The organism is Sanyastnella coralliicola (assembly GCF_030845195.1).
GTDB classification, from domain to species: Bacteria; Bacteroidota; Bacteroidia; order Flavobacteriales_D; family Sanyastnellaceae; genus Sanyastnella; species Sanyastnella coralliicola.
In genome coordinates, this window is record NZ_CP132543.1 from 3,853,897 (window position 1) to 3,871,693 (window position 17,797).

Below are 17,797 nucleotides of genomic sequence, written 5' to 3' on the forward strand. Positions count from 1 at the left end.
ACGAATTCACGCGGCAAATGACATGAAATTGAGAGGGATGTGTTGCTTACCAGCGCACAGCCAATTTGCCAGTGGTTCTTCGGTACTCCAGATCATCATGCGCTTGAGCCAATTCATTGACCGAATATTCTCCTCCAGACTGTGGTTTGATCACACCTTCTTGGTAGAGTTTAACAAGTTCTTCTAACGCTTCTGCAATGCGTTGTGGACGATGATCAGCGATCTTCAGCATATTCACTCCAATCAGCGCTTGGCTTTTCGCCATACGAAGCAATGGAATCAGGAGCCCCATCTTTCGAAGCATATTGATAGTGGCCCATTTACCTCCTTTTTTTCCAGCGCGTTCAGCCGCGCCGTAGATGACTACGCGTCCACCAGCGCCAATTAAGCGCATGTCTTTCTTAAAGGTGCTTCCCGCGATAGCGTTGAAGGTCATGTCAAGACGTTTCTCACCAAGAATCTTCTTGATTTCCTCTTCGTAATCTTGAGTGCGGTAATTAATGACGTGCTGTACACCTCGATCTTTGAGCAGTTGGATTTTTTCATCGCTTCCAGCAGTGGCGAAGATTTCGCATCCTTTCCACTGTGCGAGCTGAACCAAGGCAGTTCCTACACCACCTGCTGCTGCATGGATCAGCACGCGTTCACCCGGGTTCATGTTGGTCGCTTGAAACGCCGCGTACCAGGCGGTGCAATATTGAGTCCCTAAGGCGCAAGCCTCCGCAGCTGGCATATCATCTGGGACCACTGCCACACCGCTTGCTTGAGTAGCGCAGTATTCAGCGTAGGAACCAAAACGACTCATCCCCGCCACGCGTTCGCCGATGAGAGAAGTATCTACTCCGCTACCCACGGCCTCTACTTTTCCTACCAAATCATACCCGATGACAGAAGGCAAGGGAGGAGCTTCGCGGTATAGACCACGACGTGCCATTACATCAGCGAAATTGAGCCCAAAGGCCTCCACTTTGATCAATACTTGGCCTTCCTGAGGTGTTGGTTTATCAAGGTCACGGATCTCGAATGAATCAAAGGCATTGCCATTGGTCGTGAGTACAGCAGCTTTCATGCGACGAAGATAAATGACTCGATCTTGATTTATGGGCAATGGGAGGTTGATTTCTTTCTGTTCTTGAAACCAGCGTTTGGAGGCACTTCCGCTATCTTTGACACGATGTATCTCGCCAAAACCCCATCCATCGTAAAGCCGCTTGCCGGTGATTTGGTTTGGGATATTCCTACCTCTCAGCGCGAAGTCTTTCTGACCTTCGATGATGGCCCGGTTCCCGAGGTCACGCCACAGGTCTTAGACATCTTGGATGAATATGGCGCCAAAGGAACTTTCTTTTGTGTGGGCGAAAACGTAGAACGTCACCCTGAAATCTTCCTCGACTTATTAGATCGCGGGCACTCAGTTGGTAACCACACTTGGTCTCACGAGAATGGTTGGAGAACCTCTCAGATGAGCTACCTCAAAAGTGTATTGCGCTGTGAAGAGTTGGTCAATTCGAAATTGTTCCGTCCTCCTTATGGTCGAATCAGACGTCAACAGGCGGAGGCCCTTCGCAACAGATTCCACCTCATTATGTGGGACGTACTCGCTGGCGATTGGGATGAGAACCGATCGGTAGAGCAGTGTGTTGATACCTTGATTGAGTATACCCGACCGGGTTCAGTGGTAGTGTTTCACGATAGCATCAAGGCAAGAGATCGCGTCTTGCAAGCCTTGCCTGAATACCTCCGGTACCTAGAAGTAGAAGGGTATACCTGTAGTTTATTAACCGAAGAGAATACGAAGAGTCATGGGTGATCTACCCTCAACATACCGCGCGTTAGTAGCGCGTGAAGCCGTAGACGGCACGTTTAGCCATCAGATTGAAGAGCTTGATTTTGACTTTTTACCTGATCACGAAGTCACGATCAAAGTGCACTACTCAGCGTTGAATTATAAAGACGCACTTTCTGCTTCTGGCCACAAGGGAATCACTCGCAATTATCCGCATACCCCAGGTGTTGATGCTGTAGGTGAAGTGGTTGAAGACAAGTCAGGTAAATGGGCTCCTGGAACCGCTGTTCTTTGCACTTCGTTCGATTTAGGAATGAATACAGCAGGTGGCTTCGGACAATACATTCGTGTTCCAGCTGAATGGGTAGTGGCGTTGCCAAAAGGATTGAGCATGCCTGAAGCTGCGGCATACGGTACAGCAGCGTACACAGCGGCTTTAGCGCTTCACAAGATGGAGGCGTGCGGTCAAATTCCTGAGATGGGCCCCATCGTGGTTACAGGCGCCACGGGCGGAGTAGGAAGCATGGCAGTGGCTCTATTGAAACATGCCGGCTATGATGTGCATGCTGCCACGGGTAAAGCTGATAAGCACGACTACTTGCGTTCATTGGGCGCGTCGCAAATCTTAACGCGTGAAGAAGTGGATGATCAGAGTGGTCGTCCGTTGCTTCGTAGCCGTTGGTCTGGTGCGATTGATAACGTTGGGGGCAATACGCTTGCTACTTTGATTAAGGGGTGTGCACGCAATGGCAGTGTGGCTACCATTGGTTTAGTCGCTAGCGCGGAATTGCATACGACGGTCTATCCATTCATTTTGAACGGTGTGAATCTGTTGGGAGTAGATAGCGCTGAAACACCGATTCGTCTTCGTCATCAGCTCTGGGAGAAGTTAGCTACCGAGTGGCGATTCCCGCTCAATCAGTCGAGTGTTTCTATCGTCGGACTCGACGCTATTCCTTCCGCGATAGCGCAAATATTAGAAGGAAACACCACAGGACGCGTGGTTTGCCGCATGTCTTAATTCCGCGCTACATAGTTGTCAGAGAAGTCCTACAGACAGTAGAGCATCATGCTTACCTCATTCTCTAAGGTCTCCATATACATTTGGAAACGAGAATGAGAAATATGAAAACAAAACTATTATTGATTGACGACGAGGTCATCACGCTACGAATGACCAAAATGATGCTAGTTCAACACGACTTTGATGTTGAAACGTGTCTCACGACGTCTGAAGCGATTTCCGTTCTTACTACTACAGATATTGACTTGATCCTGCTTGACATCAGTATGCCTACGATCGATGGATTCGATTTTGTGAAACTGATGAATAGCTTATGCATTCGTGTTCCGGTAATCTTCCTGTCAAACAAAGAAGATGACTACACGAAATCGGTAGCCCTTTCGGAAGGGGTGAAGCGTTGCGTAAGTAAGAGCAAGCAGTTGGCCGAGTTGCCCCAGATAATTAACGAAGTATTGCAAGAAGCATGACAGGTTCCCGTCCTATGGCCCTACCAAATCATCCAGCGAAAAAAGGCCTGAAAGCTCCCGAAGGAGCGTACGAACGCTTTCTCTACAGTGTATCGCACGACCTTCAGGAACCGCTGCGTATGATCAGTTCATTTCTGAAACTGCTTGAGACGAAAACTCAAGGGCAGTTAGATCCAGATGCACAACAGTACCTAGACTACGGTATTGAAAATGCAGAGCGCATGAAGCGTATGATCTATGCTCTAGTAGAACTCTCTCGAGTGGCAAGAAATACGGAAACACCTCAAGTGGTTTCGTTGAATGAGGTGGTTGATGATCTCAAAGGAATGTTCTCTGGTGAGACCGATAAGGCGGGAAGCGATATTGTTCGTGGCAACTTGCCACCAGTATTGATGCCACCAAGTCAGGTGGTGAATCTATTTAAGATCCTATTTCAGAATTCCTTCGATAATCCAGGAGAAGAGCCGATGCAAATCACTGTAGAGGCACACCAAGTGGAAGATCGCGCATTGATCGAGGTTCGTGACAACGGACGTGGAATAAATCCGGTATATTTAGACAAGATCTTCGAGATGTTCAAACGTACTGACGCGAGAAGTGAGAAGATTGGAGCTGGATTAACCATTGCTCGGGAGATCGTACAGAAGCACGGAGGAGAAATTAACTTAGAATCTACCCCTGGCGAAGGAACGACGGCTTACCTGAGTTTGCCATTGGGTGTTCTATGAGTTACTTGAAGACGCGTATCCTCGTTGTTGAGGATAACTTGCAGGATTTTATCATTTTCAAAGAGGTCTTGAGTCAAATCCGAGACTTCTTTATTCAGATCGAACATGCCGAGACGATGCAGGATACCCTGCAAAAGCTCGAATCGAATACCTACGACATTGTTTTTCTTGACCTCTTCCTCCCTGATAGCTTCGGGAAGGAAACCTTCCAGCAGGTGGCGTCAATTATCAATGCCCCGGTAGTTATCCTTTCGGGATTGAGCGATAAGAACATTGCCCTTGAAATCGTAAAAGAAGGAGCCCAGGATTACATCGTAAAAGGTGAATTCGATGCCAATCTTTTGGAGAAGGCGATTGTTTATTCCATCGAACGTAAGAAGTACCAAGAACAGATTGAGCAATCGGAGAAGAATCACCGTGCCATCTTCCAATCTGTAGGTATTGCCATTGGTGAATATGATTACACCGAGCTTAATGAATTCTTAGAGCAGAAGAAGTCTTCTGGAGTAGATGTAGAATCTATTCTTGGTGGTTCCCTTGATGAGGTGCTTGCGCTTCGGAAAAAGATGAAGGTGCTGAACTTGAACCAAGAGGCTCTGCATCTATACGGTTGTAACACCTTAGAAGAGTTCATTGATCGCCACGAGTCATTCTACACCAATGAATCCATTGGGTATTTCAAACGCGCTATTCGCGGAATCTGGGAAGGCGAACAAGAAATTGAATATGAGCTCCCACACCGCACAAGTGGTGGAGCAATGATCCATACCCTGAAACGCTGGCGCTTCCTAGGAGAAAGTGGTGGCGTTTACAAGCTGCTTATTTCAACGGAAGACGTAACGCGAATCAAGCAAAACGAAGAGAAGATTTTCAAGCAATCTGTGGTGATGGAAAGCATCGCAAAAGCTTCCACATTGTTGCTCGAGGAGAACGACTTCAGAGAAAATGTAGACAAAGCAATGGAACTCGCAGGTACAGCCTTAAATGCTGATGCGATGATCGCTTATGTCTATGATATGACAGACCCTGAAGACGTTCAATACAAAGTAACGGGTAGATGGAGACTAGACGATACAGTGAATATGGGCGTGACCGATGGAGCCATTGGAGACTATGATGCGCATGGGTTAATTCGAAGCCTCGAGAATGGAATTCCAATTGAACTGTATTCCTCGGCTGCTAACGAGACCTTGAAGAAAACACTTGAAGAAAGAGGAATTGAGCAATTGGTGCTCGCGCCGATCATTGTGGGGGAAAAGCTTTGGGGTTCTCTAGTAATAGGAAACAAAAAGGAACGACCTACCGATGAACATGTCTTCAACGGGATGATGACCTTGGCAGGGAATATTGGCTCTGCGCACTCCATGCGTGATGCACGTAGTAAGCTTGAGTTGATGAATGAAGAACTTGAGCAACGCGTGGATGACCGCACCTTCAAGATGCGTCAGGCAATTAAAGAACTCGAGTCGTTCTCCTATTCAGTATCACACGATTTACGTGCTCCTCTTCGCGCTATCAGTGGATTCTCCGGAGCACTGAAAGATGATTACCAAGAGAAACTAGACGAAACCGCGCAGCACTACCTCAATGTGATTTGCAAAGGAGCAGGGGAGATGTCTCAACTCATTGATGACCTTCTTGACTTCTCGCGCATTGGTCGTAAGCCAGTGAGCTTCGGAGAGGTTGATATGCAGGCACTGGTCGCAGATGTCATCAAAGAATTGAGTGCACAAGTACCGGAGCGAAACATCGTCTTCAAAGCAGAAAGCCTACTTCCTTGTAAAGGAGATGCGAACATGATTCGCCAAGTGCTTGTCAACTTCATTTGGAACGCTGTTAAGTTCACCGCACGTGAAGAACAAGCCATCATCGAAGTTACCTCTGAGGCTCAGGACGATATGGTGGCCTACCAAGTTAAAGACAATGGGGTAGGGTTCAACATGAATTACGCGAGCAAGCTCTTTGGTGTGTTCCAGCGATTACATCCGCATGAGGATTTCGAAGGCACCGGAGTTGGACTCGCTATTGTACAGCGCGTTGTGACACGTCATGGTGGACGTATCGAACCTTATGGTGAGGAAGGAGTAGGAGCTACTTTCCGATTCACATTACCGTCTGTAGAGAAAGAGATCGAGCCTGAGCTAATGAAGCCAAGCGAGGTCGAATTCAAACTCTAATCAGTCGTTAAATAGTCGAAGCTTTTCCTTGATCTCAGCGATCTCATCTTCTGCTGTACGAATCTTGCGTTCGAAATCTTTCTTGAGGTCGTCAGCACCTGGTCCGGTGAAGAAGCTCATGTTGTTTTCGTACTGCAATACACGTTGCTTCAGACGGTCAATCTTATCACGCAACAAACGCTTTTCACGACGTAACTCGCGATCTCCATCGTCCTGTCCTTTCATAGAATCAAGACGATCTTTGTAGCGTGTCATTGAGCGGTCACGACGATCCATTTTCAGTTGATCGTACTTTCCGTCGATGGCTGAGAAGTAAGTTTCATTCACCGTTTTGATTGCTGATTTCGGCACGTAACCGATACCAGACCAACGGTTCTGGAATTCGCGAAGCGCTTGAAGGTCTTCATTGCGATTTCCTGAAAGCTCGAATGCTTTGATCTCTTCGATCAAGGCTTCTTTCGCTTTTTGGTTTTCTTCCTGACGGGCACCCATACCAGCGAAGTGCTCTTTCTTCGCATTGAAGAAATGATCACATGCTGCACGGAATTTCTGCCACAGCTTACGTTCTTCACCAGGAGCAGCTGAGCCAATGCTCTTCCACTGCTTCTGCATGTTTACCAATGCCTCTGTTGCAGACTTCCAATCAGTGCTTTCTTTGAGTTCATTGGCCTTTTGAACGAGCTCTTCTTTTTTCGCCTTGTTGCCTTTTTGTTCAGACTTACGGCTATCGTAGAAGGTGTTTTTCTTTTCAAAGAATAGGTCACATAACCCACGGAATTCTTGCCAAACCTCTTCGTTCTCTTTCTTTGGAGCGAAGCCAATCATCTTCCAGTCTTTCTGTAATTGGATGATTTCTTCCGTCTTCTTTTGCCACGTTCCGTGGTTGGAGATTTCCAATGAAACGATTTCACGCAGCTTGTCAACAAGGGCGCGCTTCTTCGTAAGGTTCTCTTCGTATGAACTGCGAAGTGAGTCGTAGTGAGCTTGAACACGGCTAAATGCCTCACGCACGATCCCGTAGAACTCATCTCCAAGTTCTTTCCAGTTTTCTCGCGGTGAAGGACCAATCTCAGACCATTCCTTTTGGTAGCTACGTGTCAACATCTCGATTTCCTTGATGTCAGCCACCGCTGCCAAACCTTTGGCCTTCTCGATGAGGTCTTCTTTCTTCTTCAAGTTGATCTTCAGGTCATTTTCCTGAAGCTCTTTGTAGATATTGATGTTGTAGTAGAAGTCGTCTTTGAGGCGCGTGTGTTTCTCTCGGAGATCGTTGTACTTGTCTCCAGGAACATCTCCGATCGTCTTCCAACGTTCGTCGAGTTCTTTCATCGTAGCGAATGCCTTGCCCACGTTCTCTTCGTCTTTCACGAGAGACTCCAGCTCTTTCAGGATGTCTTCCTTTGCTTTGAGGTTGGCACGCTGCTCCTCTGCGATTTTCTGACCGTGTTCCTTAACGCGTTCGCGGTAAGTGGTCATCAACGCATCGAATTGCTCATCTTCCGCCGCTGGCGTGTAGTTGAACTCTTCTCCTTCTTCATGTTCTTCGCCTTGCCATTTCTCTAGCTGGATCTGCCGATCTTTAGCATTTGCTGCTTTAAAGTCGGCCAGCAGATCTCTTACACCTTGTTTGATCGATGTAATGTCATCTGTCTGTAGCAGGCCCTCCAGTTTCTCTACGATTTCCGCTTTCATAACTGTTGTTAGTCCTTATGGGAGCACAAAAATACAAATAATTCAAGGGTAGCCGCGAAATGCGCGGCCTTCTCCGACAAGAAACGAAGGCTTTCAGAAAAAGTTGCGCTTGAAGGGGTTGGGCTGCAATTGTCATATTTGCGTTATGGAAGCAAGAGGGGAATATGAAGCATTGATTGCCCGCATGAGAAACTGGTGCGCACGCCGTGACCGAAGCACATCCGAGGTTGAACGGAAGCTTCAGGAGCTTGGCATGGGTGAAAAAGACTTAGCCAAGGCCATCCAACAACTCACTTCTGAGCAATATTTAGATGACGTAAGATTCACAGAAAGCTTCGTTTCTGGAAGGGTTCGAATCAAGAAATGGGGCCGCATTAAAATCAAGCATGCCTTGAAACCTCATCAAATCAGCGATTCCTTGATTTCCGCCGCATTCCAGTCGGTCATCAAAGAAGATGAATACGAAGAGAACCTCCGATCAGTTTTGCACTCAAAGGGGTGGCGCCCAGGTAAAGACTTGAGCTATGAACAACGCCAAAAGTTGTTGCGCTATGCTTACCAACGAGGCTACGAAAGCTCGTTGATTAATGCTGTACTTGATGATCGAGGTTTCGCTTAAAGCGAGGCTTCTTGCTTATTCCCAAGCCCAACAATATCAGCGTATGCTCCCAAGATGAGGCATTGCGATAGTGGCATCGTGAACAGCAATCCGACGTAACATGCGAAGGCACCTGCTTGGCTAATCAAGCTGACTACAAACGCAAACAATAGAATCCACCAGAACTGCTTGCGAGCAATTTTAGCACTCCACTTAATCGCGTCCATAGTCCCAAGACCTCCAATAACAATCAGAGGGACAGAGAAAAATAGAAAGGCTTGAATCAAGACACTAATCACCATGATTAGAATCTGAAGTGGCCCAAGCATGATTGCTGAAATCGCTTCTATGGCTTCGGAATTTGCAGCGTCAGCTATCGCCGAACCCATCCCAAAGATGAGCGCGAAAGGAACAATAAAGACAAGTGAAAGCAGCACCATAATCAATAGATAGCCCAAGAGAGGTCCAAAGAATTTAAAACCTTCGAAGAACGTGTTGAATTCGCGTGTCTCTTTTTTGAGCGCGTAGCTTCCGTAGATCATGACACCGGCTGAAAGTGGCATTGCGATGAGAATCGGTCCAACAATCGTAATGAGACTGGCGATGATGATCACAAGCATGACCAAGGTGTACAAAATGTACTGCCCAATGTCATCTTTGAAGGCCGCCCATCCTGTTTCAAAGGCTCGGCTAAAATCAAATTTGTAGCCCTCGGCATCAAGTTGAGACAATGAAGGTCCGTCTTGCTGATTGCTTTCGTGCTGAATGTCAAGAATATCTTCCATGGTGTTTTGGCTGTGCCCATGAAATTAGAAAATGATCTTTAATTCGCTAGCGCGGAAGCGATTTTCCGTTCCTCAGAATAGGCAATTGCATTACCTTTGCCGCCATGATCACAAGTGATAACGTAGCAGCATTAGCTGGGCGCCTGGAAGCGCTAAGGGGGTATCTTTGACGTCGATAAGAAACTGATCGAGATACAAGAAGACGAAAAGCTGACGCAAGACCCTGAATTTTGGAACGATCCCAAGAAAGCAGAGGGTGTGATGCGACGCATTCGTACCAAGAAATCATGGACAGACAGCTACGCAAGTTGTACACAAGCCGTAGACGATTTGAATGTCCTTTACGAGTTCTTCAAGGAAGGAGAAGCCTCAGAAGATGAGGTGAAGTCATCATACAATGACGCCATTACCAAGATCGAAGAACTTGAATTCAAGAACATGCTTTCCAATGAAGAAGATGCCCTCAGCGCCGTGATGCAAATCACCGCCGGAGCAGGTGGAACCGAGAGTTGTGATTGGGCTTCAATGCTCATGCGCATGTACTTGATGTACGGCGAAAAAGCCGGATACAAAATCCGTGAAATTGATATCCAAGAAGGAGATGTTGCCGGGATCAAGCAAGTAACGCTTGAGTTCGATGGTGAATTCGCTTTTGGAATGTTGAAAGGAGAAAATGGAGTGCACCGATTGGTGCGTATCTCGCCTTTTGATTCGAATGCGCGCCGTCACACGAGCTTCGTTTCTGTTTATGTCTACCCATTGGTAGATGATTCTATTGAAATTCATGTGAATCCAGCTGACATCTCATGGGAGACCTTCCGATCTGGAGGTGCCGGTGGACAGAACGTGAACAAGGTAGAAACTGGGGTTCGTCTTCGTCACAAACCAACAGGTATTGTCATTGACAACACAGAAACACGTTCGCAGCTCGGAAACAAAGAGAAGGCGATGCAGTTGTTAAAATCGCAGCTCTATGAAATGGAGATTGCGAAACGCAACGAAGCACGAAGCGAAATCGAGGCAGGCAAGAAGAAAATCGAATGGGGTTCACAAATCCGTTCGTACGTCATGCAGCCTTATAAACTCGTCAAGGATAACCGCAGTGCCTACGAGAGCTCAAATGTTGATGGTATCATGAACGGTGATATCGAAGACATGCTCAAGGCCTACCTAATGAGCGCAGGAAGTGGCGCCAAAACCGAATCAGAGGAAATTTGATAACCAAACCAGCAATGGAATACCGCATAGAAAAAGACACCATCGGACAGGTAAAAGTACCTGCCGATAAATACTGGGGAGCACAAACTGAGCGCTCTCGTAATAACTTTAAGATCGGACCGGTGGCTTCCATGCCAATGGAGATCGTTCAAGCCTTCGCATACCTGAAGAAGGCCGCAGCATATACTAACGCTGAATTGGGCGGACTCGCCGAAGAAAAGCGTGACTTGATCGGACAAGCATGTGATGAAATCCTTGCGGGGAAGTTGGATGACCAATTCCCACTGGTAATCTGGCAGACAGGTTCTGGAACGCAGAGCAACATGAACGTGAATGAAGTGGTGGCCAACCGCGCACACGTGTTGAACGGAGGAAAGCTAGGTGAAGGCGAACGTCCGCTACACCCAAATGACGATGTCAACAAGTCTCAGTCTTCGAACGATACCTTCCCAACTGCAATGCACATTGCCGGGTACAAAAAGGTTGTAGAAGTGACCATCCCTGGAGTAGAGAAACTTCGTGATACACTTCAGAAGAAATCTGAAGAGCTTGATAACGTCGTAAAGATTGGACGTACGCACCTGATGGACGCTACGCCATTGACGCTAGGCCAGGAGTTTAGTGGTTACGTTGCTCAGCTAAATTTCGGATTGAAAGCACTGAAGAATACCTTGGCGCACCTGTCACAGTTGGCTCTTGGTGGTACAGCTGTTGGAACAGGAATCAACACACCAAAAGGATACTCGGAAACAGTTGCGAAGTACATCGCTGAGTTCACGGGGCTTCCGTTTGTGACGGCAGAGAATAAGTTCGAAGCACTTGCAGCGCACGATGCAATGGTAGAAACGCACGGTGCACTGAAGCAAATTGCTGTGAGCTTGAATAAGATTGCCAACGACATTCGCATGATGGCGAGTGGTCCACGTTCAGGAATTGGCGAATTGATCATCCCAGCGAATGAGCCAGGATCTTCAATCATGCCTGGGAAAGTCAACCCAACACAATGTGAAGCCATGACCATGGTTTGTGCACAGGTAATGGGTAATGACGTGGCTGTTTCTGTAGGTGGAACCCAAGGTCACTATGAACTGAACGTGTTCAAGCCCATGATGGCAGCGAACTTGCTTCAGTCGGCTCAGTTGATTGGTGACGCGTGTGTGTCATTCAACGATCATTGTGCTGCTGGTATCGAGCCGAACACCAAGCGCATCAAAGAATTGGTAGATAATTCATTGATGTTGGTGACAGCATTGAATACAAAGATTGGCTACTACAAAGCAGCTGAAATTGCAGGTAAGGCACATGCTGAAGGGAGCACACTGAAAGCAGCGGCACTTGCACTCGGTTATCTAACCGAAGAAGAATACGACGAGTGGGTTGACCCGCTCAAGATGATTGGACGCTAAACGTAGTCCTCTTCCTTGCTGGTCTTCAAATCGTTCACGATGGACTTGATCTTCTGTTCATCTGACTTTTTGCAGATCAGCAAGGCATCTTTGGTATCCACCACGATGAAGTCGTTCAATCCTTGAAGAACGACAAGCTTATTTGGTTGACCGTAGACCACATTGTTGACCGCCTGGTAAGCCATACAATCACCGACTACACCGTTTCCTTGATCGTCTTGATCTAGGTGTGTGTACAGTGACCCCCAAGTTCCAAGGTCGCTCCATCCGAAGTCGCTCAATACCACTTTCACGTTTTGCGCTTTCTCCATGATTCCGTAGTCGATGGAGATGTTCTCGCATGAACCATAGATCTGCTCGATCGCGGTTGTCTCATCGTTTCCGCCGAAGGCGTCATTCTTAGACAAGAACAATTCGTACATCTCAGGCAAGTGATCCTGGAAAGACTGCTGGATGTTCTCCAAACTCCAGATGAAGATTCCTGAATTCCAGTAGAAATCACCAGAGTCTAGGAAGCTTTGAGCCAGCTCTAAGTTTGGCTTTTCTGTGAACGTTTTCACGTTCATGATGCGGTCAGAATCCGTGTCTTGATCTTCCTCAAATTGGATATAGCCATAACCTGTGTCAGGACGATGCGGCTTGATTCCAAGTGTGACGAGGTTCTTTGAAGTAGACGTTTCTTCAAGGGCCAATTCAAGGGTCTCAATGAACCCTGATTCATCAGTAATCAAGTGATCAGATGGGGCCACTACGATGCGTGCCTTCGGATCACGTTGAGCGATGCGGAAGTTGGCATAAGCGATACACGGGGCAGTGTTTCGCATGAATGGTTCACATAACACTTGGTCAGCCTTCATTCCTGGAAGTTGTTCCAAGACCAAATCGCGGTAACGTTCGTTGGTCACAACGAAGATATTTTCCTCTGGAGTCACCTTTGCCAAACGATCAAAGGTCATTTTGATGAGGGTTCTTCCTGTTCCTAGAATGTCATGAAACTGCTTCGGGAATGAAGCGCGTGACATTGGCCAGAATCGACTGCCAATTCCACCAGCCATGATCACTGCGTAGTTATGTGGATTCACCATTGGTATCGTAGTTTAAACGTTAACAGGGCTCAGCTTTGCTCGCAATGCGTCAAATACTTCAGCAATGCTTGCTTCAGAGGCTGTTCCCACCGAAAGACGGAACCAAACCGAAGTCTCTGATGCACCAAATGCATAGAATGGGACAATCGCCAATCCTACTTCGTTGATCAAGAAAGAAGCAACTTCTTTCGTAGAGTTCATTACGGTTCCGTTGTATTCAAAACCTTTCAGGTCAATCTTCACCGTGAGGTAGATCGCACCTTGAGGTTTGATGGCATCTACAGGATAGCCATCTGCTTTCATGGCTTGGAATCCTTGGTAGAATCCGTTGAGGCGCATTGAAAGGCGTTCTTTAATATCTGTGAGGTAGGCTTCTACCTTATCTTCTTGTTTGAGGTATCGCTCTGTTGCCATCTGTTCAGCCTTTGGAGACCAAGCTCCAATGTGACCTAGAATAGCACGCATCTTTGCGATGATGTGTGGAGGTCCAAAAGACCACCCAACGCGAACTCCAGTTGCGGCAAAGGCTTTGGAGAGCCCATCAATGAAGATGGTGTACGGGCGCATTTCTTCAAAGAGACTCACTGGATCAACGTGTGCTGTTTCACCGTAACAAAGCATCCAGTAGATCTGATCGTACAATACGTACAATGGGTCGTTCTCTCCACGCTCTTTGTTGATCTCTAGCACCACTTCACAAATGGCTTCTAGCTGTTCTTTGCTGAAAACAGTTCCAGTAGGGTTCAGCGGTGAACAAAGCGCCAACATACGAGCGTCTTTGAGGTGCTCCTTCAATTGATCAGCGGTAGGCATGAAGTTCGACTCAGGAGAAGTCTCGATCATCACACGTTCGGCGTGAGCCATGTGCGTGTAGTGATTGTTATTCCATGAAGGAACAGGAAATACGACTTTATCACCTGGATCAACCAATGCTTGGTATACTGCGTGAATAAGCGGACGAGCACCACCAGCTACCAAGAACTCATCTGGGCTGTATGATAGGCCTTGGTTTTTCTTAATGAAACGAGCAAGCTCTTCTCTAAGCCCTTGCATTCCGTTGGCAGCAGGGTAGTTGGTGTGACCTTCACGAATGGCTTTAATCAACTCTTCTTCAAGTGCATTCGGAATCGGGAAGATCTCAGGATTGAAATCTCCAATTGTAAAGTTGTGTATGCGTTGTCCTTCGGCGATTTTGGCCTTGATTTCACCAGCAAGTTTGATGATCTCTGATCCAACGAGGTTGGCAGCCATGTTTGATACCTTGGTCATGTAAGAAGAGAATAAGCGTTCGTAGTGCCACTTTTTGGCCGTGCAAAAGTACAAATTTCACTGTGGCTCACCGACATATACCCGCACCAAAGGTTGAAAAATATATCGTCTCTGGTCTCGTGTACGAATGACACGAATCCTTTTGCGCAAGGGTTGCTCGACTTCGTATTCCTCATTTCTAAAGTGAAATCGTTGACCTATTGATAACGTACGAATCTCTGTGCCTTCTTCATCTCGTTGATCTAGGACATAACGATACAAGGCCTGGTCAGCACTGATATTTGCCCGAGGGTTTTGCATGTGTCGGACAATGAGCGGGAATAACGTTTTGCCTAGGCTGTCTTCGTTCAAGAAAGGCAACATCAGTGAGCGAAAATTCATCTTCCACTCAACGCCATGTGGGGGAACTTTCCTTCCATAGTCTCGCGTGGTTTGATGATGGGCGAACTCATGCAAAAAGGTCATGAGGAAAAGAGGAGGCTCAAGATTTCGATTGACAGTGATGGCTGGTTGAATGGAACGACCAAAGCGATAATCACCCCATTTGCTCGAACGAGGTCTGCTCAGCTTAAAGGCAACATCCGATTCCGCCAATAGTCGAAAACAATATTCAAGTGCCTCACCAGAGAGCACAGATGCTAAAGAATGATAACGAGGGTCTGTGGTCACTCAGTAGGGACTTCTATCTGATCTTTCCAGACAGGACAGGTGTTACAGCGATTCTTTTTACGGAATGCGGAGCAAGAAGACATCGACACTGAGAACAACACAGCGAGGATGATAAGCGTTGGAAGAAAAAGTCGTTTCATACGTAGATCATTCCCTTTACATACAAAGGTCATGAAAGATACAGAGAAATTCATGCACTCTCAGTGCTTTAACAAACTGCCTTTATCGAACGGCAAACCTTGAAAAGTTATTTCTGGCTTAGCATAGTACCTGTTGTCTTGTTCTAATTTAGCTCTCACCAATGCAGATATTCTTCCACATAGGTAGATTCTTCCTTTTGATGCGCACCACCTTCCGTAGGCCGGAGAAGTGGAAGCTATTCTTCCGTCTGATGGTCACTGAAATTGACAAGATTGGGGTGCAAAGTGTGGGGATTGTTGCGCTGCTCTCCTTGTTCATGGGAGCGGTGATCTGTCTGCAAACAGCGGCACAGATTGAATCTGGATGGATTCCGCTCTACACTGTTGGTTTCACCGTACGTCAAACCATGATACTCGAGTTTGCTCCTACCATCATTCCGGTGATTATGGCTGGGAAGGTCGGGTCGAACATCGCTTCGGAGATTGGAACGATGCGCATTACAGAGCAAATCGATGCCCTGGATATTATGGGGGTGAACTCTGCAGGCTATTTGATCTTGCCGAAAATCGTTGCTTCGGTGATCATCTTTCCCTTCCTGATTATTGGTTCGATGTTCCTGGGAGTCACGGCAGGGGCCATTATCGGTGAGTTGGCCAATGTCATTCCCGTAGCAGACTACGAAGTCGGGATTCAATATGATTTCAACACCTTCCAAGTAGCGTATGCTTTGATCAAGACGACGGTATTCGCCTTTATTATCGTTTCGGTTTCAGCCTACCACGGTTATCATACGAAGGGAGGGGCGCTAGAAGTAGGTCATTCGTCTACACAAGCCGTGGTATACAGTATTGTACTGATCATGGTGACCAACTTATTACTCACTCAATTGCTCTTGACATGATCCAGGTAGTTGATGTGAATAAGACATTTGGTGAGCAGCATGTCCTCAAAGATGTGACGGCCACCTTCCAGACGGGTAAAGTGAACTTTATCATTGGTCGTTCGGGTAGTGGAAAATCGGTGACAACGAAATGCATCGTTGGTCTGCTTGAGGTTGATTCCGGGCAGATCCTTTATGATGGACGTGATTTCACGTCGATGAATAACAAGGAGCGCAAAGAGATCCGGAAGGAGATTGGGATGCTGTTTCAAGGCAGCGCGTTGTTTGACTCGATGACCGTTGAAGAGAATGTTGGTTTTCCTCTGCGGATGTTCGGTGGTATGAGCGAGGAAGAAATGCAAGAGCGTATCAATTTCTGTTTGAAGCGTGTGCAGCTCGAAGGTTCGAACAAGAAATTTCCTGCTGAGATTTCAGGGGGTATGCAGAAGCGGGTTGGTATCGCGCGCGCCATTGCTATGAATCCAAAGTATTTGTTCTGCGATGAACCGAACTCTGGACTCGATCCGCAAACGGCCATTGTCATCGATAACTTGATCCATGAGATTACTTATGAGTTCAAAATGACCACCGTAGTCGTATCGCACGATATGAACTCTGTGATTGAAGTAGGTGATAATATCAACTTCGTGAATAAAGGAATGATTTGGTGGACTGGCAGCAAAGACGACATCCTCCATTCCTCGAATCAAGAGCTAAATGACTTCGTTTATGCTTCTGATTTCATGAAAATCGTCCGTAAGAACCTCTCATAGGTTTTCTCGCTAGCGCGGAATCGTTTAATTTTCGTGATAGCATCCATCAGCAATATCCGATATTGCATTCCACTATTAAATCATTAACCATGGCTGAAAGCAGTACGTTCATCCCGTATCCGGGAGTTCAATTCGAAGAGGAGGAAATGATCCGCCGCAGTAGAGAATACTACGAGTTCATGAACAAGCGCCGCAGTGTGCGAACATTTAGTGATCGACCAGTGCCGAAAGAGGTAATAGAGAATATTCTTCGTACCGCTGGAACGGCACCAAGTGGAGCTCACAAAGAGCCATGGACTTTTTGCGTGGTACAGGATGGAGAGCTTCGGAAAGAAGTTCGTCGATTGGCCGAAGAGGAAGAGTACCGCAACTACAATGGACGAATGAGCGACCGTTGGCTAAAAGATTTAGAGCCCTTCGGAACAGATCATATCAAACCCTTTATAGAAGTAGCACCTGCGCTGATTGTAGTGTTCAAGCATTCATATACCACAGATGAAGCTGGAAAACGCGCCAATAATTACTACGTCAATGAATCTGTAGGGATTGCGGTGGGTATGATGCTAGCGGCCGTGCATAACGCTGGTTTGGTCGCGCTGACTCATACACCAAGTCCGATGAATTTCTTGGAGAAGGCGCTTGATAGACCCCCGAATGAAAAGGCCTATTTGAACATTCCAATCGGATATCCAGCAGAAGGTACTGAGGTGCCTGAACTCACACGCAAGGGGCCAGATAAGCTCATTAAGTGGTATTGATACATACCGAAAGATTATTAAACGCCTGATACACAGAAAATTAAATCAATTGGTGGTAAGAGTAAAGTTTATTTACTTTGCACCGAATTTTTAAACAAATCAATATGTCTGACGTAAGTTCAAAAGTTACAGCGATCATTGTTGACAAGCTAGGAGTAGATGAAGGAGAAGTTACTTCTGAAGCAAGCTTCACAAATGATCTAGGTGCAGACTCTCTGGATACTGTTGAGTTGATCATGGAGTTCGAAAAAGAATTCAACATCGCTATTCCAGATGACCAGGCTGAAAAGATCAATACTGTTGGTCAAGCCGTAGAATACATCGAAAATAACGCTAAGTAA

General features: G+C 46.7%; 18 protein-coding genes. 12 read left to right on the top strand and 6 right to left on the bottom strand.

Annotated elements, in window-relative coordinates:
* Positions 1 to 46: 46 nt before the first annotated feature.
* On the bottom strand, positions 47 to 1,069 hold the full coding sequence (locus RA156_RS15790; protein ID WP_306641473.1) for a quinone oxidoreductase family protein: 1,023 nt from the start codon (positions 1,067 to 1,069) through the stop codon (positions 47 to 49).
* A gap of 105 nt (positions 1,070 to 1,174) precedes the next feature.
* On the opposite strand from RA156_RS15790, the gene RA156_RS15795 reads away from it, so the two are divergent.
* From RA156_RS15795 to RA156_RS15815, 5 genes are all read left to right on the top strand, one after another.
* Entirely contained in the window at positions 1,175 to 1,810 is a 636-nt protein-coding gene (locus tag RA156_RS15795) for a polysaccharide deacetylase family protein (protein ID WP_306641475.1), read from the top strand.
* On the top strand, positions 1,803 to 2,807 hold the full coding sequence (locus tag RA156_RS15800) for a YhdH/YhfP family quinone oxidoreductase (protein WP_306641476.1): 1,005 nt from the start codon (positions 1,803 to 1,805) through the stop codon (positions 2,805 to 2,807). The genes RA156_RS15795 and RA156_RS15800 overlap by 8 nt, the downstream gene beginning before the upstream one ends.
* A 104-nt stretch (positions 2,808 to 2,911) precedes the next feature.
* Complete coding sequence (locus RA156_RS15805) at positions 2,912 to 3,277, top strand: response regulator (protein WP_306641477.1); 366 nt, start codon at positions 2,912 to 2,914, stop codon at positions 3,275 to 3,277.
* Positions 3,278 to 3,291: 14 nt separating this feature from the next.
* Positions 3,292 to 4,005 (top strand): sensor histidine kinase, encoded by a 714-nt coding sequence (locus RA156_RS15810; RefSeq protein WP_306641479.1) that lies wholly within the window; start codon positions 3,292 to 3,294, stop codon positions 4,003 to 4,005.
* Positions 4,002 to 6,182, top strand: a complete 2,181-nt coding sequence (locus tag RA156_RS15815; RefSeq protein WP_306641481.1) for an ATP-binding protein — start codon at positions 4,002 to 4,004, stop codon at positions 6,180 to 6,182. Before RA156_RS15810 ends, RA156_RS15815 begins: the two co-directional genes overlap by 4 nt.
* Here the strand turns inward: RA156_RS15815 and RA156_RS15820 are convergent, their stop codons facing one another.
* Positions 6,183 to 7,874 carry a DUF349 domain-containing protein gene (locus RA156_RS15820; protein ID WP_306641483.1) on the bottom strand — a complete coding sequence of 564 codons (1,692 nt, stop codon included), beginning with the start codon at positions 7,872 to 7,874 and terminating at the stop codon, positions 6,183 to 6,185.
* A gap of 145 nt (positions 7,875 to 8,019) precedes the next feature.
* Between RA156_RS15820 and RA156_RS15825 the strand changes: the two genes are divergently transcribed.
* On the top strand, positions 8,020 to 8,493 hold the full coding sequence (locus tag RA156_RS15825; protein ID WP_306641485.1) for a regulatory protein RecX: 474 nt from the start codon (positions 8,020 to 8,022) through the stop codon (positions 8,491 to 8,493).
* On the opposite strand, the gene RA156_RS15830 is transcribed toward RA156_RS15825, so the two are convergent.
* On the bottom strand, positions 8,490 to 9,257 hold the full coding sequence (locus RA156_RS15830; RefSeq protein ID WP_306641487.1) for a hypothetical protein: 768 nt from the start codon (positions 9,255 to 9,257) through the stop codon (positions 8,490 to 8,492). The two genes, RA156_RS15825 and RA156_RS15830, sit on opposite strands and share 4 nt — an antisense overlap.
* Positions 9,258 to 9,361: 104 nt before the next feature.
* Here RA156_RS15830 and prfB point away from each other — a divergent pair.
* A protein-coding gene (gene prfB, locus RA156_RS15835) for a peptide chain release factor 2 (RefSeq protein WP_350339791.1) occupies positions 9,362 to 10,475 on the top strand; the annotation gives its coding sequence in 2 pieces (ribosomal slippage) (positions 9,362 to 9,424 and positions 9,426 to 10,475; 1,113 coding nt in all).
* Positions 10,476 to 10,489: 14 nt separating this feature from the next.
* Positions 10,490 to 11,881: a class II fumarate hydratase gene (fumC, locus tag RA156_RS15840; protein WP_306641491.1), complete on the top strand. Its 1,392-nt coding sequence runs from the start codon at positions 10,490 to 10,492 to the stop codon at positions 11,879 to 11,881.
* Here the strand turns inward: fumC and RA156_RS15845 are convergent.
* The 3 genes from RA156_RS15845 to RA156_RS15855 are packed head-to-tail and all read right to left on the bottom strand — an operon-like array spanning position 11,878 to position 14,904.
* Positions 11,878 to 12,966 carry a mannose-1-phosphate guanylyltransferase gene (locus tag RA156_RS15845; protein WP_306641493.1) on the bottom strand — a complete coding sequence of 363 codons (1,089 nt, stop codon included), beginning with the start codon at positions 12,964 to 12,966 and terminating at the stop codon, positions 11,878 to 11,880. The two genes, fumC and RA156_RS15845, sit on opposite strands and share 4 nt — an antisense overlap.
* Positions 12,967 to 12,978: 12 nt before the next feature.
* Complete coding sequence (locus RA156_RS15850; protein ID WP_306641495.1) at positions 12,979 to 14,235, bottom strand: pyridoxal phosphate-dependent aminotransferase; 1,257 nt, start codon at positions 14,233 to 14,235, stop codon at positions 12,979 to 12,981.
* Positions 14,236 to 14,292: 57 nt separating this feature from the next.
* Complete coding sequence (locus RA156_RS15855) at positions 14,293 to 14,904, bottom strand: hypothetical protein (protein ID WP_306641497.1); 612 nt, start codon at positions 14,902 to 14,904, stop codon at positions 14,293 to 14,295.
* Positions 14,905 to 15,205: 301 nt separating this feature from the next.
* Between RA156_RS15855 and RA156_RS15860 the strand changes: the two genes are divergently transcribed.
* From RA156_RS15860 to RA156_RS15875, 4 genes are all read left to right on the top strand, one after another.
* Positions 15,206 to 15,946 carry an MlaE family ABC transporter permease gene (locus RA156_RS15860; protein ID WP_306641498.1) on the top strand — a complete coding sequence of 247 codons (741 nt, stop codon included), beginning with the start codon at positions 15,206 to 15,208 and terminating at the stop codon, positions 15,944 to 15,946.
* Entirely contained in the window at positions 15,943 to 16,698 is a 756-nt protein-coding gene (locus RA156_RS15865) for an ABC transporter ATP-binding protein (protein ID WP_306641499.1), read from the top strand. The genes RA156_RS15860 and RA156_RS15865 overlap by 4 nt, the downstream gene beginning before the upstream one ends.
* 89 nt (positions 16,699 to 16,787) lie before the next feature.
* On the top strand, positions 16,788 to 17,456 hold the full coding sequence (locus RA156_RS15870) for a nitroreductase family protein (protein ID WP_306641501.1): 669 nt from the start codon (positions 16,788 to 16,790) through the stop codon (positions 17,454 to 17,456).
* A gap of 104 nt (positions 17,457 to 17,560) precedes the next feature.
* The gene (locus RA156_RS15875) at positions 17,561 to 17,797 is read left to right on the top strand and encodes an acyl carrier protein (protein WP_306641503.1); all 237 of its coding nucleotides are present in this window, start codon (positions 17,561 to 17,563) and stop codon (positions 17,795 to 17,797) included.